The sequence below is a fragment of the Candidatus Neomarinimicrobiota bacterium genome (assembly GCA_041154365.1).
Taxonomy (GTDB): Bacteria; Fidelibacterota; Fidelibacteria; order Fidelibacterales; family Fidelibacteraceae; genus Fidelibacter; species Fidelibacter multiformis.
In genome coordinates this window covers 1,048,834-1,072,937 of record AP035449.1, presented here as the reverse complement: position 1 = coordinate 1,072,937, position 24,104 = coordinate 1,048,834, and the positions used below count along the sequence as shown (strand labels likewise).

At 45.1% G+C, this 24,104-nt stretch carries 18 protein-coding genes and 1 pseudogene; 12 read left to right on the top strand and 7 right to left on the bottom strand.

Annotated elements, in window-relative coordinates:
* The first annotated feature begins 2 nt into the window (after positions 1-2).
* Genes strainIA91_RS04670 through thrA form a run of 4 tightly spaced genes read left to right on the top strand, consistent with a single transcriptional unit; the run spans position 3 to position 4,888 of the window.
* Entirely contained in the window at positions 3-494 is a 492-nt protein-coding gene (locus strainIA91_RS04670) for a 3-isopropylmalate dehydratase small subunit (RefSeq protein ID WP_400167968.1), read from the top strand.
* Complete coding sequence (leuB, locus tag strainIA91_RS04665) at positions 491-1,585, top strand: 3-isopropylmalate dehydrogenase (RefSeq protein WP_400167967.1); 1,095 nt, start codon at positions 491-493, stop codon at positions 1,583-1,585. Before strainIA91_RS04670 ends, leuB begins: the two co-directional genes overlap by 4 nt.
* A 15-nt stretch (positions 1,586-1,600) precedes the next feature.
* Positions 1,601-2,443: a pyrroline-5-carboxylate reductase gene (proC, locus tag strainIA91_RS04660; protein WP_400167966.1), complete on the top strand. Its 843-nt coding sequence runs from the start codon at positions 1,601-1,603 to the stop codon at positions 2,441-2,443.
* Between the two features lie 3 nt (positions 2,444-2,446).
* Complete coding sequence (thrA, locus tag strainIA91_RS04655) at positions 2,447-4,888, top strand: bifunctional aspartate kinase/homoserine dehydrogenase I (RefSeq protein ID WP_400167965.1); 2,442 nt, start codon at positions 2,447-2,449, stop codon at positions 4,886-4,888.
* An 81-nt stretch (positions 4,889-4,969) separates the two neighbouring features.
* Here thrA and strainIA91_RS04650 read toward each other — a convergent pair whose 3' ends face one another.
* The 5 genes from strainIA91_RS04650 to strainIA91_RS04630 all read right to left on the bottom strand — a co-directional run bounded on the left by strainIA91_RS04650 (position 4,970) and on the right by strainIA91_RS04630 (position 10,315).
* Positions 4,970-5,326 carry a four helix bundle protein gene (locus strainIA91_RS04650; RefSeq protein ID WP_400167964.1) on the bottom strand — a complete coding sequence of 119 codons (357 nt, stop codon included), beginning with the start codon at positions 5,324-5,326 and terminating at the stop codon, positions 4,970-4,972.
* 171 nt (positions 5,327-5,497) lie between these two features.
* Entirely contained in the window at positions 5,498-6,400 is a 903-nt protein-coding gene (gene zupT, locus strainIA91_RS04645; protein WP_400167963.1) for a zinc transporter ZupT, read from the bottom strand.
* 348 nt (positions 6,401-6,748) lie between these two features.
* Positions 6,749-8,056, bottom strand: coding sequence for a threonine synthase (gene thrC, locus strainIA91_RS04640; protein WP_400167962.1), 1,308 nt, complete (start codon positions 8,054-8,056; stop codon positions 6,749-6,751).
* A gap of 17 nt (positions 8,057-8,073) precedes the next feature.
* Entirely contained in the window at positions 8,074-9,012 is a 939-nt protein-coding gene (locus tag strainIA91_RS04635; RefSeq protein ID WP_400167961.1) for a homoserine kinase, read from the bottom strand.
* A 163-nt stretch (positions 9,013-9,175) separates the two neighbouring features.
* A complete protein-coding gene (locus strainIA91_RS04630; protein ID WP_400167960.1) occupies positions 9,176-10,315 on the bottom strand; it encodes a KamA family radical SAM protein in 1,140 nt (379 codons plus the stop codon).
* 269 nt (positions 10,316-10,584) lie between these two features.
* Here strainIA91_RS04630 and asnB point away from each other — a divergent pair, with 269 nt between their 5' ends.
* The 8 genes and pseudogenes from asnB to strainIA91_RS04590 all read left to right on the top strand — a co-directional run bounded on the left by asnB (position 10,585) and on the right by strainIA91_RS04590 (position 22,152).
* Complete coding sequence (gene asnB / locus strainIA91_RS04625) at positions 10,585-12,243, top strand: asparagine synthase B (protein ID WP_400167959.1); 1,659 nt, start codon at positions 10,585-10,587, stop codon at positions 12,241-12,243.
* A gap of 171 nt (positions 12,244-12,414) precedes the next feature.
* Complete coding sequence (locus strainIA91_RS04620; protein ID WP_400167958.1) at positions 12,415-14,337, top strand: extracellular solute-binding protein; 1,923 nt, start codon at positions 12,415-12,417, stop codon at positions 14,335-14,337.
* A gap of 14 nt (positions 14,338-14,351) precedes the next feature.
* On the top strand, positions 14,352-15,626 hold the full coding sequence (locus strainIA91_RS04615; RefSeq protein ID WP_400167957.1) for an ABC transporter permease subunit: 1,275 nt from the start codon (positions 14,352-14,354) through the stop codon (positions 15,624-15,626).
* Positions 15,623-16,705: an ABC transporter permease subunit gene (locus tag strainIA91_RS04610; protein WP_400167956.1), complete on the top strand. Its 1,083-nt coding sequence runs from the start codon at positions 15,623-15,625 to the stop codon at positions 16,703-16,705. The genes strainIA91_RS04615 and strainIA91_RS04610 overlap by 4 nt, the downstream gene beginning before the upstream one ends.
* Positions 16,702-16,920, top strand: a pseudogene (locus strainIA91_RS04605) (ATP-binding cassette domain-containing protein); the annotation flags it as partial. The gene strainIA91_RS04610 and the pseudogene strainIA91_RS04605, both read left to right, overlap by 4 nt.
* A gap of 255 nt (positions 16,921-17,175) precedes the next feature.
* Positions 17,176-18,183 carry an ABC transporter ATP-binding protein gene (locus strainIA91_RS04600; protein ID WP_400168237.1) on the top strand — a complete coding sequence of 336 codons (1,008 nt, stop codon included), beginning with the start codon at positions 17,176-17,178 and terminating at the stop codon, positions 18,181-18,183.
* Positions 18,180-19,196, top strand: a complete 1,017-nt coding sequence (locus tag strainIA91_RS04595) for an ABC transporter ATP-binding protein (protein ID WP_400167955.1) — start codon at positions 18,180-18,182, stop codon at positions 19,194-19,196. Before strainIA91_RS04600 ends, strainIA91_RS04595 begins: the two co-directional genes overlap by 4 nt.
* Before the next feature lie 505 nt (positions 19,197-19,701).
* Positions 19,702-22,152, top strand: a complete 2,451-nt coding sequence (locus strainIA91_RS04590; protein ID WP_400167954.1) for a phosphodiester glycosidase family protein — start codon at positions 19,702-19,704, stop codon at positions 22,150-22,152.
* Positions 22,153-22,216: 64 nt separating this feature from the next.
* On the opposite strand, the gene strainIA91_RS04585 is transcribed toward strainIA91_RS04590, so the two are convergent.
* Together strainIA91_RS04585 and strainIA91_RS04580 are read right to left on the bottom strand one after the other, a co-directional pair.
* Positions 22,217-23,116, bottom strand: coding sequence for a DUF58 domain-containing protein (locus strainIA91_RS04585; RefSeq protein WP_400167953.1), 900 nt, complete (start codon positions 23,114-23,116; stop codon positions 22,217-22,219).
* Entirely contained in the window at positions 23,113-24,093 is a 981-nt protein-coding gene (locus strainIA91_RS04580) for an AAA family ATPase (RefSeq protein ID WP_400167952.1), read from the bottom strand. The genes strainIA91_RS04585 and strainIA91_RS04580 overlap by 4 nt, the downstream gene beginning before the upstream one ends.
* Between the last annotated feature and the right edge of the window lie 11 nt (positions 24,094-24,104).

The window sequence follows — 24,104 nt, the reverse complement described above, 5'->3', positions numbered from 1 at the left end:
TAATGAAAGGAAAAGCACACTGTTATCCCAGAGATCATATCAATACAGATGAAATCATCCCGGCCCGTTACCTGAATATGGATCAGGAAAAGGATCTGGCAGCCCATGCCATGGAAGATATTGATAAAACTTTTGTAAAAAAGGTTCATGAAGGGGATTTTATTGTAGCCGGAGAAGATTTCGGTTGTGGCAGTTCCCGTGAACACGCCGTTTGGGCCTTGAGAGGTGCCGGAATCCAGGCTGTTATCGCCGGCTCTTTTGCCCGGATCTTTTACCGGAATTGCATCAATAACGGATTTTTGGCTATTGAATGTCCTGAAGCCGTCCAAAAGGTCCACACTGGCGACAACCTGACGATCGACCTGAAAAGTGGTAAAATCCTCAATGAAACAAAGCAGGAATCCTATACATTTACACCGGTCCCTGATTTTGCCCTTCAGATACTAGAATCAGGAGGCCTGATGAAAACCATCCTCCAAAAGGTGAAGGCATGACAAAAACTTATCAAATCGCTGTGTTACCCGGCGACGGGATCGGACCGGAAGTCATGGCGGAAGCATTAAAAGTACTTAAAGCCGTCAGCAGGAAAGAAAATGTGGCATTCCGGACCCAGGAAGCATTGGTGGGGGGTGCCGCCTGGGATCATTATCACAGTCACCTTCCAGAAGAAACACTGACAATCTGCAGGGAATCTGATGCGATTCTGTTCGGTTCTGTCGGCGGACCTGTCCGTGAACAAAACACTCCCAAATGGCAGGGTGTAGAGGTTCATTCCCTTTTAGGACTTCGAAAGGCATTTGGACTTTTTGCAAACCTCCGGCCTGCCAGGTTGTTTCCGGCACTGGCTTTTGCTTCACCCCTGCGACAGGATGTAGCCCGGGAGGGATTTGATATCCTGGTTGTCCGTGAACTGACCGGTGGTATTTATTTTGGCCAGCCAAAAGGACGAACCGGTACCGGAGAAGAAGAAAAAGCCTTTGATACCATGGTTTACAGCCGGTGTGAAATCCGGAGGATAGCACAGGTCGCCTTTGAAATCGCACGAAAGCGCCGACAAAAGGTCACGTCCATTGATAAGGCTAATGTTTTGACAACAATGGTCTTTTGGCGCCAGGTTGTGGAGGAAGTAGCAGCAGACTATCCCGATGTGACGTATGAACCCATGTATGTAGACAATGCCGCCATGCAAATGGTTAAAAACCCACAACAATTTGATGTGTTACTATGCGGAAATATGTTTGGGGATATTTTGTCGGATGAAGCAGCCATGCTGACGGGGAGTCTGGGTATGCTGCCCAGTGCCAGTTTTGCCGGATCCGGTTTCGGTATGTATGAACCGGGAGGTGGCTCCGCACAGGATATCGCCGGGCAACATATCGCCAACCCAATTGCCCAGATTTTGAGTACCGCTATGATGTTGAGATATTCACTTAATATGGAAAAACCGGCACGTGACATAGAAAAAGCCGTGGAAAAAGTCCTCGCTGAAGGTCACAGAACTGCCGATATTGCCGGAAGAGAAGACACCCCCGTTTCAACGGGAACCATGGGGGATCTGATCACAACGGCCTATAAACAATTATAACAAAAGAAATCGATCATGAAAGAGACACAGATCGTCATTATCGGAGCGGGAAATATCGGGACGGCCATGGCCCGCGGATTTGTCCGCTCCGGCCTGGTAAAAGCAAAGGACATCACATTAACCCGCCGTCATATCGCGGTACTTGAACCCTATGCAAAGGAAGGGTATCGCATTACAGCGGACAATCTGTCTGCCGTTCAATCCGGAAACATTATTATTCTTGCCGTGGAACCCCAGCAGGCGGAACCTGTTATGAAATGCATAGCACCAGTTCTTAACCCGGCAAAACATATCTTTTTATCGGTGGTTTCAGGGTTGCCCATCCCGGATATGCAGGCCTTGCTGCCTGAAAACCTGCCACTGGTCCGGGTCATGCCTAATACAGCCATTTCCATTCGGGAATCCATGACCTGTCTGGCAGCGGTCAACCGTCAGGTGCCGGCTTTGAAAACTGCCGAGACCCTTTTTAACACCCTGGGACAAACCCTCATCATTGATGAAGAGCAGATGAGTGCTGCCACAGCCCTGGGTGCCTGTGGCATTGCTTTCTTTCTCAGGGCTATCAGGGCTGCTTCCCAGGGAGGTATCGAAGTGGGATTTCATGCCGGTGATGCTTTGAAAATTGCAGCCCAGACGGCAAAAGGAGCTGCCTCGTTGATTCAAACATCCGGAAACCATCCCGAACAGGAAATCGATAAAGTTACGACACCTCTGGGATGCACCATCGCCGGCCTGAATCAAATGGAACATGAAGGATTCAGCTCTGCCATGATCAAGGGAATCAGACTATCTGCTGAAAAGGCTTCCGGACTCTATAAAACACCGGATAAACATTCACCAAAAAACAGGACAGAATAGACAATGAAAATTCTGAAATTCGGGGGGACATCCGTCGGCACACCGGAAAACATACGACAGGTTGGCCGGATTATTCAGAAATCGATCCGGGAAGACCCGGATATCAGTGTGGTAGTCTCTGCCTTCACCGGAGTCACAAACGATCTAATCCACGTAAGCGAACTGGCTTGTCGGCGGGACCGGCAATATTTTAAAATTTTGCAACGTTGTGAAAAACGCCATGCAGAAACGGTTAAAGTTTTGATGCCCTCATCCGCTCAACCGGTTTTATGTCAGGTGCAAAAGGTTTTTCATGAACTTCAGGACATCCTTCATGGTATCTACCTGCTAAAAGAACTAACCCCCCGTTCTGTCGACCTGATTATGGGATTCGGTGAACAGCTGTCGGCGTATATTATCAGTTGCTTTCTCATTTCACAAGAAGTACCGGCTATTTATACAGATGCCCGAAAACTTTTAATCACAGATGACGTGCACGGTCATGCCAATATCCTTTATCAAAAATCAGCACGGAAAATCCGGCGGTTTTATGATAAAAATCCAGGATTGAAAATTATCACAGGTTTTATCGCCACCACATCTGACGGGATCTCAACCACACTGGGACGGGGTGGATCCGATCTGACAGCCTCCTTTCTAGGAGCTGTACTCAAAGCCGATGAAATTCAGATCTGGACAGATGTAGACGGTGTGATGAGTGCCGACCCGGGGAAAGTTCCCGATGCTTTTTGCCTAAAAACTCTCAGCTATGAAGAAGCGATGGAGCTTTCCCATTTCGGAGCAAAGGTACTCCACCCTCCCACTATCCAACCGGCTATGGAAAAAGGGATTCCCATCCGCATACTGAATACTTTCAATCCAAAATTTGAAGGAACGCTGGTACAAAAGGACCCCTTACATCACGAGTTTCCAGCCAAAGGGATCACATCCATTCATCACATTGCTTTATTGACTCTTCAGGGATCTGGCATGGTGGGAGTTACCGGGATATCCGCCCGTGCCTTTTCGATTCTGGCTAATCACGCCATCAGTGTCATCCTCATCAGTCAGGCTTCCTCGGAGCACTCCATTTGTCTGGCGGTAAAACCGGAAGACGCCCTACCGGCCAAGAAAGCCATTGAAAAGGAATTTGAGCTGGAAATCAAAGCGCGTTTTGTAGACCGTGTTCAGATAGAAAAAGACCTTTCTGCAATTGCACTGGTAGGTGAAAGCATGAGAAAAACACCGGGAATTGCCGGAAGATTGTTTCACGCTTTGGCCGAACGGTCAGTTAATGTCGTTGCCATTGCCCAGGGATCCTCAGAACTGAACATCTCCGTCGTTGTATCCCAGGCAGACGAAGTGCGGGCTCTTCAGGCGATTCACGAAGCCTTCTTTTCAAAGGCACGAAAACTCAATCTGCTCTTATGCGGAACCGGCCTGATCGGAAGCGAGTTCCTCAGGCAACTGGCCGAAAACCATGATAATATACTAAAGAGTAAAAACCTCGATTTGCATCTCATTGGTTTGTCAAACAGGAAATATGGCATTTTTCGTACAGATGGCATTCCACCGGCCGATTGGCAGAAAATACTGATGCAGGGACATCAAAGCCCCGATCCCGGATTTTTTTTGAGACACTTAAAAAAATTTCATGGGGGGCAAACGGTTTTTATTGACCTCACTGCCAGCGGAGAAATCAGCCAAACCTATGAAAGCTATTTAAGAAACGGCGTATCGATTGTAGCTGCCAATAAAATCGCCAATACAGGAGATTATGATGGTTATCAAACCTTGCAGTCACTCAGCCGGAATAAAGGGCTCTTTTTCCGTTACGAGACCAATGTGGGAGCCGGACTTCCGGTCCTACGGACCCTGAAGAGTCTTTTGGAAACCGGAGACACGGTCCTAAAAATTGAAGCCATTCTCAGTGGCACCCTCAGTTATCTTTTCAATACCTTTCAATCCGGTGAAAAGACATTCAGTGAGGTCATCCGGGAAGCTCAGGAAAAGGGCTTTACCGAGCCTGATCCCCGAAATGATCTGAACGGCCTTGATTTTGCACGGAAACTGTTACTGCTCATGCGTGAATGCGGCGAAGTCGTGAATCTTGAAGATATCCGGATTGACCCACTCCTCCCAGTAGCATGTTTTGAAGCAGCAACCGTAGACGAAACCTACACCATCCTGAAAGATTACGATCCACAATTTGAAGAAGCACGCCTGAGCGCTGCAAAAAACAAACGGCTTTTACGTTACATCGGAACCTATAAGAACGGTAAAGGAAACATTGAGTTGACAGAAATTGATTCGAATCACCCGTTTGCCGGTCTGAAAGGCAGTGATAATGCCATCATATTTACAACAAAACGTTATCATGAAAATCCCCTGGTTATCCAGGGGCCTGGAGCCGGTGCGAAAGTCACGGCAGCGGGGATTATGAGTGAATTGATAATTGATAATTGAGAATTGACAATGGAGAACGGGGGGATGCTTTTGCGTTTGGAAAGAATTTCACTTTTACTTTTTTTTCAATAATTTTCAATTTTAGGACAAGTATCTTTTCTTTGTTGTTATAATAATTGAATTTAAAATTTTTATAATTTCCTCACAAGATTGCAGTAATGATGTATAAGTTGTTGATTCTTTTTCTAAAGCATTTAGTAGCCTTAGCCAATAATGGGTTTCTTTTGCTTCTCTTAAAGCTATGGTCAACTTATATATAAATTCTTTTTTTGTTAATACCTCTTGTGATTCTTCAACATTTGCACCAATCGAAGTCCCTGATCTTAGCAATTGTCGTGAAATTATAAATTCTTTTTTTACATCCATTAAGTATTTGGCAGTTTTAAAAATTTCAAGAGAAAATTGAAACGTTTTTTCTTTAAGAATATTTTTTTTCATAGCGAATTATAGTAAAAATCAAAAAACTAACCAATATTATAGTATTTAAAATATATTATCTAAATCTAATGATGTATCCAATTTACAAATTAACAAATATCAACAAATACAATTATAAAACCCAATTCTCAATTCTCAATTCTCAATTCTCAATTATCAATTCATCAATTCTTAATTCATCAATAAAAGACTCAACGCCATTACAATCATCCCTCCCATAAGACCCAAAAGGCTATCATGTCCTTTCCCGTAGGCTCTGCTGGTGGGTAAAAGTTGATCCAGGCTGATATAGACCATAATACCGGCCACGGCAGCAAAAAGGATTCCCATGATTTGAGAAGGAATTTCTCCTGAATCACCGGCAAGAAAAAAACGGATTCCTACATAGGCAATCACAGCGCCTACCGGTTCAGCCAGTCCACTCATAAATGAGTAGAAAAATGCTTTTTTACGGTTTCCCGTGGCATAAAAAATGGGGACGGATACACTAATGCCTTCGGGGATGTTATGGAGGGCAATAGCAACAGTAATGGCAACAGCCAGTTGAGGATCCTTCAATCCAGATAAAAAGGTTGCCAGCCCTTCGGGAAAATTGTGAATCGTAATAGCCAATGCAGTAAACAAGCCGAGTCTTAAAAGGTGGGTATGATGAATATGATGGATATGGTCCGGGGTTTCTTCGTCCACTCCACCCCGGGTCACTTCTTTCAGATCCGGCAATTCAGCATTCGGATCATGGAGAGGGGCCGTTGCACGCTCGTCAAAAGGTTCGTGTGGGTTTTCAATGGAAGGAATGAGATTGTCAATGAGGGCTATCAGAAAGATACCACTGAAAAAAGCAGCCGTATTAACCCACGATCCCAAATTTTCCCCATAGGCTTCGCCTAAGGCATCAAATCCCTTATAAAAAATTTCAACAAAAGATACATAAAGCATCACACCGGCTGAAAATCCTGTGGATATTGAAAGAAAACGGTAATTGGTCCGTTTGGCTGTAAAAGCTATAACACTGCCGATACCTGTCGCCATCCCTGCAATCAGGGTCAAACCAAAGGCTAACCAAAAATTATCCATCTTCGAGTCATATCTCCATGTGAATCAGATTTTAAGATGATATGATATGCGACAAGTTACATGAAATAATGATGAATGATGAATGATGAATGATGAATGATGAATTGAATGATGAATGATGAATTGAATGATGAATGATGAATTGAATGATGAATGATGAATGATGAGTTATGAATTTGGTTGGGTGGGTTCATTGATGTTCTCAAAATTATCCAGGCTGAAACAGGCACGGTTACTAAGCTGACTGATCACTGAGCGAAATCGAAGTGCTTGTCGAAGGATCGAAGTATGCTCGTGTCAGCTCTCTACCAAAAATGGAACTGTCAATTGACCCACACACCCCCCTCGTTACTCGTTACGCGTTACTACCCCAAAAAATGCCTCATAATCGTTTTCCATAGGAACGGATAGCAGGGGTTTTTCCAGGCACTCTGACAACCGTTCAGGGAGAGAGATTTCCTTTCCGATAATTTCCTCTACCACCGGTTTGAATTTTGCGGGATGGGCTGTTTCCAAAAAGATACCCGTAGCAGTGTTATCCACATGTTCCAAATATTCTTGAAGACCCAGGAGTCCCACGGCCCCGTGTGGATCACAGAGATATCCTGTATTTTCAATGGTTTCACGTATTTTGTCCCGTGTTTCTTCATCGGAATATGCTTTTCCCCAGATATCCCGTATCATCGCTTTATGGGAGTGACCATACAGATCCAGAATCCGGTCGAAATTACTGGGATTGCCCACATCCATGGCACTGGAAATCGTCTGTACTGAAGGGCGTGGATTGAAACGGGCGGTTTGCAGATATTCAGGTACCACATCATTCCTGTTGGCGGCATCCACAAATCGGTCAACCGGGAGCCCCATCTGTTTGGCTATCAGTCCAGCTGTAAGATTCCCAAAATTTCCACTGGGGACTGACATAACCAGTTTATCCCTCTTTGTTTCAGGTAATTGTGCCCAGGCATAGAAATAGTAAAATATCTGGGGTATCAGGCGGGCAATATTGATGGAATTCGCCGAACTAATCACAAAAGACTCACGCAATTTTTTATCTGCCAACGCTTTTTTCACCAGAGCCTGGCAATCATCAAACACGCCGTGAACTTTCAGGGCAATGACATTTTTACCCAGGGTTGCCATTTGTTTTTCCTGAATCTCACTGACTTTTCCGGCAGGATACAAAACATAGACCCGAATACCCGGAACATTAAAAAATCCGTTTGCCACAGCACTTCCCGTGTCACCAGATGTGGCCACAAGGATTTTAAGTTCTTTTGAAAGGTTTTGTGTAAAAAGGGCCATGAGTCTGGACATGAACCGGGCGCCAAAATCTTTGAATGCCAGGGTTGGCCCATGAAAAAGTTCAAGTGCGTAAATATGATCAGAAAGAGGCACAAGAGGTGCATCAAAGGGAAAGGCATCGCTAACAAGATCTATCAGCTTATCATCGCTGATTTCTCCATCCACAAAATATCGAGCAAGTTCAAAGGCTAATTCTTGAAAAGGGAGATCTGGAACACGTTTTAAAAACTCCGGGGTTAAAGTTGGGACGGTTTCGGGCATATAGAGCCCATGGTCCGGTGGCATACCAGTTAGCACGGCTTCTTTCAGGCTGACCCTCAGTAATTTGTTTTTTGTACTGTAAAATTTCATACCTTATGTAACCCTTTTTATACGATGCGCGGTCCTTCGGGGTTAAGGGGTGACACCCACGTTTGATATGACACATGAGATTTCTCATAGACCGATCTCATCGCTTCCCTGACCTTTTGAGCTGTTTCTTTACCCTTCGAGAGGGCAAAAACAGTCGGTCCTGACCCGGAAATACCACATCCCAGAGCACCGGCATCCTGTGCAGATTTTGTCACAAGGTGATATTGTGGAATGAGAGTAGCCCGGACCGGTTCGGCAATCAAATCCTCCATGGAACGGGCAATTAAATCATAATCAGACAAACAAAATCCGGCTGCCAGTCCCGCCGTATTACCCCACTGCCTTACAGCTGTTTCAAGAGGGATGGATTTGGGGATCAATTCCCGGGCTTTTCGGGTTTCAATTTCAACCTGTGGAAAAACCAGCGTGCAGTATAAATCCTCAGGGATAGGCAGGTGCCGGATATCCAGAGGATGATAACTTCGAATCAGGATAAATCCCCCCAGGAGGGAGGGTATTACATTATCACCATGGGCTGAACCGCAGGCGGATTTTTCAGATTGAAGCCCAAATTCCAAAAGGGCTTTACCATCGGCAGGATGTCCCAATAAGCGATTTAAACCAAAAAGAACAGCTGCCGCACTGGCGGCACTAGAACCCAGACCGCTTCCAATAGGCAATCCTTTAAATAGTTCGATGTCAACCCCGGCATCAGGTGCATAGGCATTCAGAAATGCCTGAGCTGCAACACCAGCTGTGTTTTTCTCAGGATCCACCGAAAGTAATCCCTTGTCTCCATGGATTGACAGGATCTTTACACGCGGTGTATTCCGAAGTGTGAGAAACACCTCATCACCCGGCTCATGGACTGCAAACCCAAAAACATCAAAACCGCAGGAAACATTTGCCACGGTTGCCGGTGCAAAAACACGAATGGTTTGTGTATTTCTTATCATTCTTGCCCTGCTTTCATGGTGAATCCTGACGCTCTTTTTCATGAATTGAGAATGGAAAATTGAAAATTGAAAATTGAGAATGGAGAATTGAGAATGGAAATTTAAGAATTCATCATTCAATTCATCATTCATCATTCATCATTTATCATTCAATTCATCACTCTCACCAATACGTATATGGATCCGTATCCCCTTCGAGTCCTTCCTGTTTCAGCCAGGCTTTATACTCCTCAAAGTCATCCAGCCAGAAGGCTTCAGGGTTTGTTTTATAGATCATCACTTTAGACCGGTTTGCAGGGTCAGCATTCCGGTGATATTTCATCACTGTATGTTCCGGCGTAACAGCGAGAATTTCAATTTTGCCGGTCTTATGGGACATTACCAGCCGTGCCCTGCGTCCAAGTCCGGAAACCCTGTCCTTTGCCTGTTCCAAAATATTCCAACCTTCGGCAATGGGAACGGCAAAGGTTTTATTCCCCAGTGTTGGCCGGCACTGGAAAATATAATACGGGGGGACATCCAGCATATTCAGCTGAAGAAAAAGATCTGCCAAAACCTGGGGATGATCATTTACACCACGGATCATTGGTGTTTGATTGACGAGGGCTGCACCGGATTGCCGTAAAATCTTCAAAGCCTGACGACTCTGGCGGGTTAACTCCCGGGGATGATTGATATGCAGCATGAGATAGATTTTTTTGTCCCCGTTGGAATACCGCTGAATCATATCCGTCAGAGAGGAATCTTCCAAAATCCGATAGGGATTGAACAGGGGAATTTTGGTCCCGATACGGATAATCCGAACATGGGGAATTTCAGCCACTTTACGGATCAGGTCTTCCAGTTTCGGGGTGGACATGATGAGGGGATCCCCACCCGTAATTAGGACATTGAGGATTTCCGGATGATTCCGGATATACTCGATACCTTCATCATAGCGCCGGGTAACTTCCTTGTTTTCATGCATAAAAAGCCGTTTTCTGAAACAGAACCGGCAAAATGCCCCGCAGGTATCCTGGGAAATAAAGAGAGCCGTATCCCGATATTTGTGTTCCACACCCGGAACCCGGACATATTTTGACTCACCGGAAGCATCCAGAGCTCCCCATTCCACAAACTCATCTTCTGTGGGAATGATGATCCGCCGAATGGGATCCTCCGGATCGTCCCAATTGATGAGCCCCAGATAATATTCATTTGCACGAAAGGTAAATTTATCCTCAATTTTGGATAAACGCTCCTTCTCCTTGTCTGTCAGTCCTTTTACATTTTTAATGTGTGTAATATATTTGACAGATTTCATATAACCTCCTTTCATCCCACAGGCAAATTGTATGAAAAGGCTTAGCTTTATAGTTTAACAGCCTGATCCTTAAGAGTAAAGAAGAAATTTTCAGCTTCTTCTCTTCTATACTACTGTCTGCCGGGTGAATCACCAGACAACTGGCATCATGATAATTCAGTAATTTTAACAATAATAATTTGATTTGTCGAATATTTTTAATTTTACTATGTTTCTATTCGATAACATTGACATATCTTCGAATAAAATTCAAAATTAAAGGAACACTAATGTGTGGTATTGTCTGCTGTTTTGAAATCCGGACCGGGATGGAATCCATGCGTCCCCGGATATTGGATATGGCCAAGAAGGTACGACACCGGGGACCGGATTGGTCAGGGATTTATGGGTCAAACCGGGCTATTATGGCACATGAACGCCTGGCCATTGTCGATCCCCAGTCCGGTGGCCAGCCTTTGTACAGTCCGGACAAAAAACTCATTTTGGCTGTGAACGGTGAAATATACAACCACCAGTCCATCCGGAAACGGTATGAAGGGACCTATCCTTTTATGACTCATTCCGATTGCGAAATCATCCTGCCGTTATATCGTGAAAATGGAGCAGACTTTCTTGAAGAGCTGAATGGGATTTTTGCCTTTGCCCTGTACGATGAAGAAAATGAGCGCTATTTAATTGCCCGGGATCATATCGGCATTATACCCCTCTACACCGGCCGGGATCAGCTGGGGCAATTTTATGTGGCTTCTGAGATGAAAGCCCTGGAAGGAATCTGCCACCAAATTGAGATATTTCCGCCAGGTCATTATCTGGACAGTTCCATTGGGGAAATCCGACGTTGGTATAAACGGGACTGGGTAAAATATGAAGCCGTAAAGGACAATACAACAAACTTGGCTCACCTCCGCCAATCCCTAGAACATGCCGTTCACCGACAACTGATGAGTGATGTCCCATACGGGGTTCTCCTGTCTGGTGGACTCGATTCTTCGATTATTGCTGCCATCGCCCGAAAATATGCTGCAAAACGAATAGAAACCGGGGACAGTCAGGAGGCTTGGTGGCCGCGGCTTCATTCCTTTGCCATCGGTCTGGAAGGATCCCCGGACCTGATAGCGGCTAAAAGAGTGGCGGACTACATAGGGACCGTGCACCATGAAATTCATTTTACCCTTCAGGAAGGACTGGACGCCATCCGGGATGTCATCTATCATCTGGAAACATACGATGTAACCACGGTCCGGGCATCTACTCCCATGTATCTTCTGGCCCGGGTGATAAAATCCATGGGGATTAAAATGGTGCTTTCCGGTGAGGGATCCGACGAAATCTTCGGCGGTTACCTCTATTTTCATAAAGCTCCCGGCGCCAGGGATTTCCATGATGAAACCGTTCGAAAGCTGGAAAAGCTCCACCTCTATGATTGTCTTCGTGCAAATAAATCCCTTGCAGCCTGGGGAATTGAGGGCAGAGTCCCCTTTTTGGATAAGGAATTCCTGGATGTGGCCATGAACATCAATCCAATGGATAAAATGATTCGTCCGGGCCGGATGGAAAAATGGCTGCCTCGTAAGGCATTTGAGGATTTGTTGCCAGCCGATATTGTATGGCGGCAGAAAGAACAATTTTCCGACGGGGTGGGATACGGCTGGATTGATATTCTGAAAGAAATAAGTTCCCATAAAGTCTCAGATGAAGCCATGGAAAACGCCCATTTCCGTTATCCTGTCAATCCCCCCCTCAGCAAGGAAGAATATTTTTACCGAAGTATATTTTCGGAACACTTTCCTTCAGAAGCCGCTGCCCGGACAGTCCCCTCTGTTCCATCCATCGCATGCAGCACTGAAACCGCTCTGTCCTGGGATAAAAATTTCTCCCAATTGGCAGATCCATCCGGAAGAGCTGTTAAAGGAATCCATAAAGGATAAAATTTTTGGATTTTTTCCATGATCATTCCTGCTTCTAATCATTGATCTTCATGACTTATTTACAGATTAAACGTGATTTTTTCCGTGAATACTCACCCTTTTTTTAGTAGTTTCCACCTGATCTGAAAATGAATACGTGATAAATAACCAATGGATGTTTGGAGAGAGACTATGAAAAAAATAGCACTTATAGGAATGATCCTATCTGTTATCATTCTCGCCGGGTGCGGTGGATCCGGAGACAAACTGGAATCTTCAGCTGAGGCCCTTTACAATGGAAAACCGGCTCCCAGGGATACGGTGACACCTGCAGAAGAAGGAGGATACGGATTTGAAAATATCGCAGAAGATCTGGGATATGAAACCTATGTCCTCAATCCTGAAACAGATTACCCTGCCTTTGGTGATCCCCGGGCCAAAAAAGGGGGAACACTGACACATATTTCTTCCCGTTTTCCTGCCACCATGCGGATTGTGGGACAAAATTACAATTATGAAGAAAACATCAGTATCATTGCCCCTTTATGCTACGAAAGTCTGTTGGGACTCCATCCTGTCACACTGGAATATGTCCCTGCTTTGGCGTCTCACTGGAAAATATCCGATGATAAACTAACCTACTGGTTCAGAATCAATCCTGATGCGCGGTTCAGCGATGGCCGGCCGGTAACTGCCGAAGATGTTATCGCCACCTGGGACCTGCACATGGATGAAACCATTCTCATGCCTTCAAGCCAACTGGTTTACGGCAAATTCGAACGGCCTGAAGCTGAAGGAAAATATATCGTAAAGGTAAAAAGTAAAAACCTGAACTGGCGTAATTTCCTCTATTTCAGCGGAATGAACATCATGCCGGCACACTATCTGCGCCAGGTGGATGGAACTGAATTTCTGAAACGGTACCAGTACACTATGGTGCCCGGATCCGGCCCATACGTCATTTATCCCGAAGATATCATCAATCAGGAATCCTTTACCTTTACCCGCCGGGATAATTACTGGGCTGCCGAAGATCCTATGAATAAATACGTCCATAATTTTGACAGGGTCAAAATCGTCGTGGTCAAAGATAACCGGAGTCTGATGTTTGAGAAATTCAAAAAAGGCGAGTGTGATTTTTATCCTGTCTATAGTGCCCGCGAATGGCATGAAGAAACGGATTTTGAATCCGTCCAAAAAGGCTGGGTCCAAAAACGCAAAGTCTTTTCCAACCGCCCGGCCGGGACATCCGGTTTTGCCTTTAATATGCGGAAATGGCCCTTTAATGACCGGAGGATCCGCTATGCCTTTGCATACCTGTATAACCGGGAAAAAATGAATGAAGAAATGTATTATAATGAATACGACATGATGAATTCATTGTACACCGGTTCTGTCTATGAAAACCCCAATAACGAAAAAATTACATACAATCCCGAAAAGGCCGTCCAGCTTTTAAGAGAAGCCGGATTTACAAAACGGAACGAGGATGGCTGGCTTGTCAATGATGAGGGAAAGGTCCTTCGTTTTGAAATTGCCATCCAAAAATCCGTGGATTACATGGTGACACCGGTCCAGCAGATGTTGAAAGATTATGGGATAGACATGCAAATCAAATACATGGACGGTAATGCCATTTGGAAAAATCTGATGGACCGAAATTTTACAATTTACATGCAAAGTTGGGGCGGACTTGTTTTTCCGAATCCGGAAACAACGCTTCACTCTTCCCTGGCAGACAAAAAGAACAACAACAATATCAGCGGTTTTGCCAATGAACGCGTGGATGAACTTTTGGAAGAATATGATCAGTGTTTCGATCAGAAACGCCGGATTGAAATCATCCGGGAGATTGACGGCATTTATTCAGACATTCATCCCGCAGCCTGGGGTATTGCACGGCGGTCTATGAATATCCTTTATTGGAACAAGCTGGGACACCCCGAATTTGTTTTTGACCGTTACAACGGAGATTATACCAGCATTTTCAGGTACTGGTGGTATGAGCCTGAAAAAGATACCCTGCTGAAAGAAGCCATGAAAAACAACACATCTTTGCCGAAAGGTGAGTTGATCGTCCGTTATTGGGATAAATATAAAAATACGGACATCTGAAAGGGACTCCCGTCATGATTCAGTATTTTATTCGACGTATCCTGCTCATGATTCCTACATTTCTGGGTTCTACACTTCTCATCTTCGTCATTCTGCAGCTTACACCCGGGGGACCCCTGGAGCAAACCATTCAACGCTTGCAGATGGGAAGTATGAGCCGTGGAGAAATCTCTGGTGCTACCGGGGATATGATGACCGGCGGCAGCAGCATTCTGCCGGAATCCGCCCTGAAAGAACTCAATCGTTTTTATGGATTTGATAAACCTATTTGGCAACGCTACCTTATCTGGCTGGGTGTGTGGCCCCGGGAAATCCGTCACAGGGATCTGACCTTTGATCCCGGTGAAACAACTCTCAATAAATATGTGGGTTATGGAACCTATCTGAACCTGGAACGAAGCAAAAATGATTTATTGATCACCGATGAATCGGGAACTGTTCCATCAGACTGGAAAGGCCGTATTGATAAAATCAGGGATGATGGGACGGTTGAGGCTGTCATCTTTCAAACAGAATTTTCCGGAATACTCACCGGCAACCTGGGAACCTCCTATACCTATGCCCAGCCTGTCACCGAAGTGATGGCTCCCCGCTTTAAAATATCCATATTCTACGGTCTGTCCGGACTTATTCTCATGTACCTGATCTGTATCCCCCTGGGAATCAAGAAAGCCCTGAATCATGGAACCCCTTTCGATTTTGTATCCAGTGTGATTGTTTTTGTGGGTTACTCTATCCCGGGATGGGCTCTTGGAGGGGTTCTTCTCGTCCTCTTTGGCGGGGGGTCTTTCTGGGATATTTTCCCCCTGGGAGGATTCCGCTCACCGATGGAAATCTGGGAAACCCTTTCCTGGTGGCAGAAAATTATGGATCAGCTCCATCATGCCATTCTGCCGATTATCGCCTGGACTATCGGGAGTTTTGCCACCATGACAACTCTGATGAAAAACAGCCTCCTGGAAAACCTCTCACAGGATTATATCCGGACAGCCTTTGCCAAAGGACTCAGTGAAAAACGGGTGGTCTGGATCCATGCCATGAGAAACTCCCTCATTCCCATCGCTGCCCGGATCGGTCAAAATATCGGTGTCATTATATCCGGTTCATATTTTATCGAACGGGTTTTTAATATCGATGGATTTGGAAAAATGGGTTACCAGGCCATTCTGGACCGGGATTACCCCATTACATTGGGATTTCTTGTGATTGTTGTTCTGATTCGGCTGATAGGTAATATCCTGTCTGACCTTGCCCTTGCAACTGTTGACCCGAGGATACGATTCAAATGAAATGGCCAAAATTTTTTAAAAAACATGTTTACGATAGAGATGAAATATCTTTAAGCATCTACCGGAAACGGTGGCAAAAGTTTAAAACCATGAAACGAGGGTACTACTCGTTTGTCATTCTGATAACTCTCTATATCATCTCTTTCTTTCTTCCCTTTCTGATAAACAACCGGGCCCTGGTGGTTAAATATGAAGACCATCTCTATTTTCCCGTCATTCAGGGATATATTGAGGGCACCACCTTCGGGCAGGATGTCCCCGGTGAGACCAATTACAGACTTTTGAAACAAACCTGGGATGAAACTGACAACCCAAACTGGCTCATCATGCCTCCCTACCCCTACAGTCCATACGAGGATATAACCGTCGAAGGAAATAAAATGTTTGATCCGCCCAATTCAGAACACTGGCTTGGAACGGACAATACGGGACGGGATGTCTTTGCACGGCTCTGCTACGCGTTTAATATCTCCATCTCATTTGCCCTGCTGTTGACGATCCTGAATTACATTATCGGTATCCTGATCGGTGGATCCATGGGGTATTTCGGCGGAAAATTTGACCTCTTCTTCCAACGCATTATTGAAATCTGGTCCAGTATGCCGATTTTGTACGTCATCATTATCCTGGTATCCATCATGAAACCGTCCTTTCTCCTGTTGATCGGAATTTACACCATCGTCAACTGGATCAGCATGACCTACCTGATGCGGGCGGAATTTTACAGGGAAAAGGCCAAAGATTATGTGGCTGCGGCTCTGTCTATGGGACAAAGTGATTTCAAGGTGATGTTTAAACATATTCTGCCCAATTCCCTGGTACCTGTCATTACGTATTTCCCATTTGCCGTGGTTATGGGTATACTGGCCCTTGTAGGACTGGATTATTTGGGATTTGGAATGCCGCCACCGACACCCAGTTGGGGACAAATGCTGGATGTAGGTCTTTCCAATATTACAAAATGGTGGATGGTTTTTGCCCCGGTAACGGCTCAATTTCTTACCCTTCTCTGCATTGTTTTCATCGGTGAAGGTGTCCGGGAAGCCTTTGACCCCAAAGTCTATTCGAGGTTGCGATGAACAGAAAAAAACTGGTTGAAATAAAAGGACTCAAAACCCGGTTTAAAGTGGGAGACGACTGGGCAACAGCCGTAAACGGGATTGATTTCAATATCTACGAAGGGGAAACACTGGGTATCGTCGGTGAATCAGGTTCCGGAAAATCGGTTTCGGTCCTCTCCCTGATCCAACTCATCCCCAATCCTCCCGGAGAAGTGATTGAAGGGACAATCCGTTTCCGGGATAAACTGATCTTTGACGGTGCCGAATACCGGAAGGTCTTTGATGTTCCCGAATACCGCTTTTTCAATAAACTATCCGATAAACACAGAAAATGGGCTGCCGGAGCCTTCTTCATCCTCTGGCTTTTTCTCTATGCCTTATTGCCCATATCAGGACTCCTTCCCCTGGTATTATCTTTTATTTTGGATATCTGGGTGACCATCCGGATTTTCTATAATTCTCCACGAAAAAAGGTTCTCAGAAAGTACATGGAAAAGCTCTATTCACAGATGAGGGATTACCGTGGACGGAATATTGCCATGATTTTTCAGGAACCCATGACATCCCTGAACCCGGTCTATACCATTGGCATGCAGATCGAAGAATCTTTGGAGCCCAAATCCTTTAAAGAGTTTATCCGGGACCGTGTTATCAATCTTTCGGAATCTTTTCGGGGACATTCCTGGAAATTCCGAGCTTCTGCGATGGGAATAGTCGCTGCAATCTTCCTCTTTTTCAGTCAGCTTGCGGCCGGATGGACCTTTCAACTATCCGCCATTGCCGGGTCTTTGCTCGGTGGGCTTCTGATTCCATCTGTCTTTGCCGGTGGGATTATCCTCTGGGATAAAACCATCCCCGAATCCTATAAAAAGAAAAAGGCACAGCTTTTCACCAAAGGTGTCCGGCTTCTTGAACTGGTGGGAATCCCCGATCCAGCATCCCGCATGAAAGATTATCCCCACCAATTTTCCGGAGGTATGCGGCAACGGGTTATGATTGCCATGGCACTGGCTAAAGATCCCTCCCTGCTCATTGCAGACGAACCGACAACCGCACTGGATGTCACTATCCAGGCTCAGATTCTGGATTTGATGCTGGAAATAAAAAACAAGAAAAGTGATTCCGCCATTGTCCTGATTACCCATGACCTTGCCGTGGTGGCGGAAACCTGTGAACGGGTGATTGTCATGTACGGGGGGATGATCCAGGAAGAAGCACCGGTAGAAGAACTATTTAATCACCCTTTGCATCCCTACACATTGGGACTCCTTCAATCCATCCCCAATCCTCTGGATACGGAAAAAAAGGAAAAACTCAAAACAATCCGGGGGATGGTCCCCAGCATTTTAAAACTGCCGGAGGGTTGTAAATTCTGTACCCGCTGTGATCAGAAAATTGATATTTGTGATACGGTTGAGCCCAAACTTCGGGAAATTCGTCCCGGCCATTTTGTCCGATGCCACGTGGTTCAACAAAAGATGGAATCAAAAGCATGAAACATAACACACATACCTCTCCCCTTCTTGATGTGCAACATTTGAAAGTCCATTTTCCCGTCTTTGGGGGTGTTTTATCCCATAAGGTGGCTACCGTTAAAGCTGTCGATGACATCACATTCACTATCGGGAAGCGTGAAATTGTGGGGATGGTGGGCGAATCGGGATGCGGCAAAACAACTGTGGGACGTGCATTGGTCAATATCCTGAAGCATGTAGCACCGGATGTAGAGCTTTCCGGTGATATCATCTATCACCTGAAAGGGGAGAAAGTCAATTTTATTAAAAGCAGTCCGAAAAAAATCCGACCTTTCCGTTCAGATGTCCAAATGATTTTTCAGGATCCCTATGCCTCTTTGAACCCCCGGATGACGGTGGCTCAAATCATCAGTGAGCCCTTGCAGCTTCATACAAACATGAGTAAGACAGAGCAAAAAGAGCGTGTTGGTTGGCTACTGGACAAGGTGGGTTTGCAACCGGAACAGTCACGGCGATATCCCCACGAATTCTCAGGTGGCCAGCGCCAGCGGGTTGGAATAGCCCGGGCTTTGGCAACAAATCCTGAACTGATTATCTGCGATGAGCCGGTCTCTGCCCTGGATGTTTCCATCCAGGCCCAGGTCATCAACCTGATGCAGGATCTACAGGATGAATTCAACATGTCTTACCTGTTTATTGCCCACGACCTTTCTGTTGTGGAACACATATCTGACCGGATTATTGTAATGTATCTGGGCAACATTGTGGAAATGGGCAAAGCCCGGGATGTCTATCATCATCCAAGACATCCTTACAGTAAGGCCCTTTTATCCGCTGTTCCCCTGCCGGATCCATCCCGGAAAAACCGGAAACGGATCGTACTCAAAGGTGATGTTCCCAACCCCCTCAATAAACCCTCGGGCTGTCCCTTCCGTACCCGGTGTCCCCTGGCACTCCCCTCCTGTTCCCAGGAAGTACCTCCCCTTGAAGAACATGCGGATGGACACTTTGTGGCGTGCCCTGTGGTTAAATAATGAATGATGAATGATAAATGATGAATGATGAATTGAATGATGAATGATGAATGATAAATGATGAATGATGAATGATGAATGATGAATGATGAATTGAATGATGAGTTTCAATGGTATATTTATCAACAAATGAATTGATAGTGATAATAAGTATTTATTTTACATAAGCAGAATTCGAAATTATCCATTTTTAAGATAACTATTATATATGATTGTTGCTATATTGAAAACCCCCGGGGACAAAATAATTCCACTTTGAATCAATGTCAAGCTTATATTGTATTTTATATATTCAATAGGAGTATGGCTTTTTATAACCTTCATCATAAGAAACATCTCAATCGTTATCAAACCAAGTTGTCACCATCTGATTTCCATCACCCTTTATCAAAATGAGGATATCCTGACTCATTATATATTTGTTCCTTGCCCTCAATATATTTACCTCATATATTTATTCCGGGTTAAAAATATTTAACATATTAAACAATCAAAAGGTATAAAGATGAAAGCCTTAAAGTATGCCGGAAAAATCCTGAGTGTGGTAACAGCACTGTGTATATTTAGTACGAGAATTTATGCAGATCACCTGGACAGTCTGCGTGTGGGTCCGGGGGTCATGTATTATTCCGAATCCAGAGATAATGGTCCTTTTCAATTCGATGTGCTGGTTGTGGATTTGACCAATCCTTATATCACATTTGAAACGGTGAAAGCCGGCGATAAGCTGAATGCTTTCGAACGCACTTCTTCAATGGCTGCCCGGAAAGACCGGAAATACCACCGGATTGTTGGTGGAGTAAATGGAGATTTTTATAACACATCCAATGGTGTTCCCATCGGTGCCCAGATTTCAAATGGTGAAATCGTCAAAACCGATGAAGCCTGGCAAAGTATAGGGGTGAATGTGAAAAACATTCCGTCAATTGCAGATGTTGCATTTTCTGGTGTGATCATATCCGATTCAGGATCCGTGCCCTTATCCGGAATCAATACGGTCCGAAATACCGATCAGATGATATTGTACAATTCTTTTTACGGCCAGGCGACAGGAACTAACGCATACGGTTCGGAAGCACGAATAGTGCCTGTATCGGGATGGTTCGTGAACGATACACTTCAATGTGTCGTGGAAGAAACCCGCATCAACCAGGGAAATATGCCCCTGTCAAAAGGAAAGGCAGTCCTCTCAGGCCATGGAACAGCTGCTGCTTTCATCAATCAGCTGACTGTTGATGATACCATTCAACTGGTCCAAAACATGATCCCAGGCCCGGAAAAATTCACACAACTGGTGGGTGGAAACACGATTCTGGTCCGGGATGGTGTGAATGTAGGCAGTTCAGGGGACCGGCATCCGAGGACTGCAGCAGGATATAACGCGGATTCGACAAAATTCTTTCTATTCACAGTAGATGGCCGTCAACCAGGTTATTCCATTGGTATGACCTATCAGGAACTGGCGGCTTACATGCTGGAATGGGGTGTATATCACGGAATCAATCTGGATGGTGGCGGCTCTACAACAATGCTGGTCCGGGATGAAATTAAAAACAGTCCTTCGGATCCCGGCGGTGAACGGACTGTTTCAAACTGTTTTCTTGTTGTGAGTACGGCTCCAGACAGTAACCTGGCACATTTACGAATTACCCCGCCTTTGGTCTATGCCATTGCCGGGTCTGAAATCCAATTCAGCGTCCAGGGATTAGATATGTTCTATAATCATGTGAATATTCAGGATTCCACACTTCTCTGGATTTGTGATTCCACATTGGGGACGATTGATGAAAACGGTCTTTTCGTGGCGTCAAACGACACCGTCAGCGGATATGTATACGCCCAGATAAGCCATGTTGTCGATTCTGCTCTGGTGAAAAAAAGTATTCTGTCAAAATTGGAACTTACACCGAATCCTGTCATTTTGAACGAAGGCGACTTTCAGCAAATGGATGCGAAAGCTTTTGACAATTATGGAAACCTTATCACGTTTGCCCTCTCCGATTATGAGTGGTGGGTTGAAGGAGATGTGGGAACCATTTCGGAAAACGGGTTTTTCACAGCCACCCAAAGCGGAGAAGGCCTTATCTGTGCCCGTTACGACACCATAACCGGATCTGTACCGGTAACCGTCGGCATTTCAACTTCCGTTCTGGTAGATGATTTTTCCAGTGTCTCCGGTTTTACACTGACAGGGGTTAATGTCGCCATCAACGATTGTACTTTTAAAACAGACACCAGCGTATATATATCCGAGCCAAGTTCAGGAAAACTTTCTTATACTCTGACAACAGGTGGTACCAGTGCCCTCTACATGAACTGCAATATCCCTGTATCAGGTCACCCTGATAAAATCGGAATTCATATTTACGGCGACGGAAAGGGTCACTGGCTCCGGGGAGAATTTAAAGACGCGGACGGTGAAAAATTTCTTATAAACTTTACCGATGCCAGTCCGGGTATCGACTGGACAGATACCTGGAAACGGATTGAAGTCAACATCGATGATGCCATTCCCAGTTGGGCAAACCCCAATGCCGTCCTTTCCTATCCCATAACATGGACACGCTTCTATCTTGCAGAAACCAGTGATGATAACAAGGGAACCGGTGTGTTATATTTTGACGATTTCATCATTGATTTTATTACAACAAAGATCCCTGAAAACCTTCAAATCCCTGAATCATTCAGATTGGATCAGAATTATCCCAATCCTTTCAATCCTCAAACAAAAATCGCTTACCAGCTTCCCCATACTGATGACGTAGTTCTCAAGATTTATGATCTGAACGGTCAACTCATCAGGGAATGGACTTTTACAGGTCAGGATGCCGGACGGTATTCCATTACCTGGGATGGAACCAATACCCAGGGTAAGACGGTAAGTACCGGACTCTATCTCTATTCCATTCAGACAAAAGAATTCAGAGATTGCAAAAAAATGGTCTATCTCAAATAATTGAAAATAATCTTACAGATAAAAAGAGACGTCCTTTAAGGCGTCTCTTTTTTTTATCACCAATTTATGGCAATTCCATGCGCTTGAGCAGATAGGTCATCAGGACCGTTCTTAAATCATCATCCGTCCTGAAAAAGAGATAATCCACGCCCATATCTCCCAGGGTTTCCAAATACGTCTCTTGCAAGGCAGACCGTATTTGTTCATATTCTTCTTTGATTTTCCGGTTATCCACCTTAATCCGCTCTTTTGTTTCCATATCAATAAATTCTGTTTTTCTCCGGGCTTTCAACGCCATTTCTTCCGGATTCCAGACATGTATCACGATCACTTCATGCCCATAATGCCGGAAATGCCGGATTCCGTTAAGTACATCCTTCTGATCATCCCAAAGATCGGATATCAAAATCACAAGTCCGCGGTGTTTAATCGTTTCAGCAAGCTGGTGGAGCGCTGATGCTGTGGAAGTGGTGCCTGCAACAACTGTTTGGGAAAGGACCTTCATCATTTCAACAGGATACGATGGAATGGCCTTGGGTGGCATAAAATTTACCAGTTTATCCTGAAAAAGGCACAGTCCCGCGGCATCATTCTGACGGACCAAAAGGCTGGCCAGAGATGCGGCAATGACTGAAGCAGCTGTGAACTTGCTAAAAGGCTTACCAAATCCCATGGAACGGCTGCTATCTACCAGAAGATAAGCCGATAAATTGGTATCCTGTTCATACTGGCGAATATAATACCGGTTGGTCCGGCCATAGACCTTCCAGTCCAAATGACGAATATCATCTCCAGGATTGTAGGCACGATGGCGTGAAAATTCCACACTGAATCCATGATAGGGCGAACTGTGAAGTCCCAGAAGAAATCCCTCTACTACTTGTCGGACCTTTAAATCAAGGGTATCAAATAAAACTAAATCAGATAAGGTAATCGGTTTGAAAGGTTCTGCTTTTTGCATCATTTATTTTGCACAATGTGCCGGATAATTGCTTTGATGTCCACCTGCTCTGCTTCTGCAGCGAAAGTCCGGAGAACCCGGTGCTGAAGGACCGGCAGGGTCAGGGCATCAATATCTTCCTCATCGGGAGTGGGTTTCCCATGAATCGCAGCCCGGGTTTTTGCCGTGGCAATCAGGTATTGGGCAGCACGTGGACCGGCACCCCAACGGACATACTTACGGATAAACCCATCATTATCTTCAGAAGGACGGGTTTTCCGGATCAGATTCACTGCATATTCCACAACATGGTCGGACACAGGAATTTCCCGGGTAAAGGCCATGATATCCAGAATCCGCCTTTTTTCAATGACAGACGAGAGACGGGTATTGTTAATCCGGACTGTCTGATCCACAATCACCTTTTCTTCCTCCAAAGAAGGATAATCCAGATTAAGCTGAAACATGAAACGGTCCTGCTGGGCTTCAGGCAAGGGATAGGTCCCCTCCTGCTCAATCGGATTTTGTGTGGCAAGGACAAAAAAAGGTTCTTCAAGAGGCAATGTCCTCCCTGCAGATGTGACCTGATGTTCCTGCATGGCTTCCAGTAAGGCGGACTGGGTTTTGGGGGGTGTCCGGTTAATTTCATCAGCCAAAATAATATTGGCAAAAACAGGTCCCTGAATAAATCGAAAAATCCGTTGACCCGTTTCCCGGTCCTCTTCAATCACTTCCGTCCCGGTGATATCTGATGGCATCAGGTCAGGTGTGAACTGAATCCGGCTAAAGGAGAGATCCAGTATGCTTGCCAGTGATTTGACCAGAAGTGTTTTTGCAAGTCCGGGAACACCAACTAACAGACAGTGTCCCCCGGATAAAAGTGAGATCAGGAGATTTTCAATGATCTCATGCTGGCCAATGATGACTTTACTGATTTCCTGTGTGGCTGATTGATAAAAATGCGCCGTTTCATCTAACTGCTTCAGGGGTGATGATGCCATGAATGTCCTTT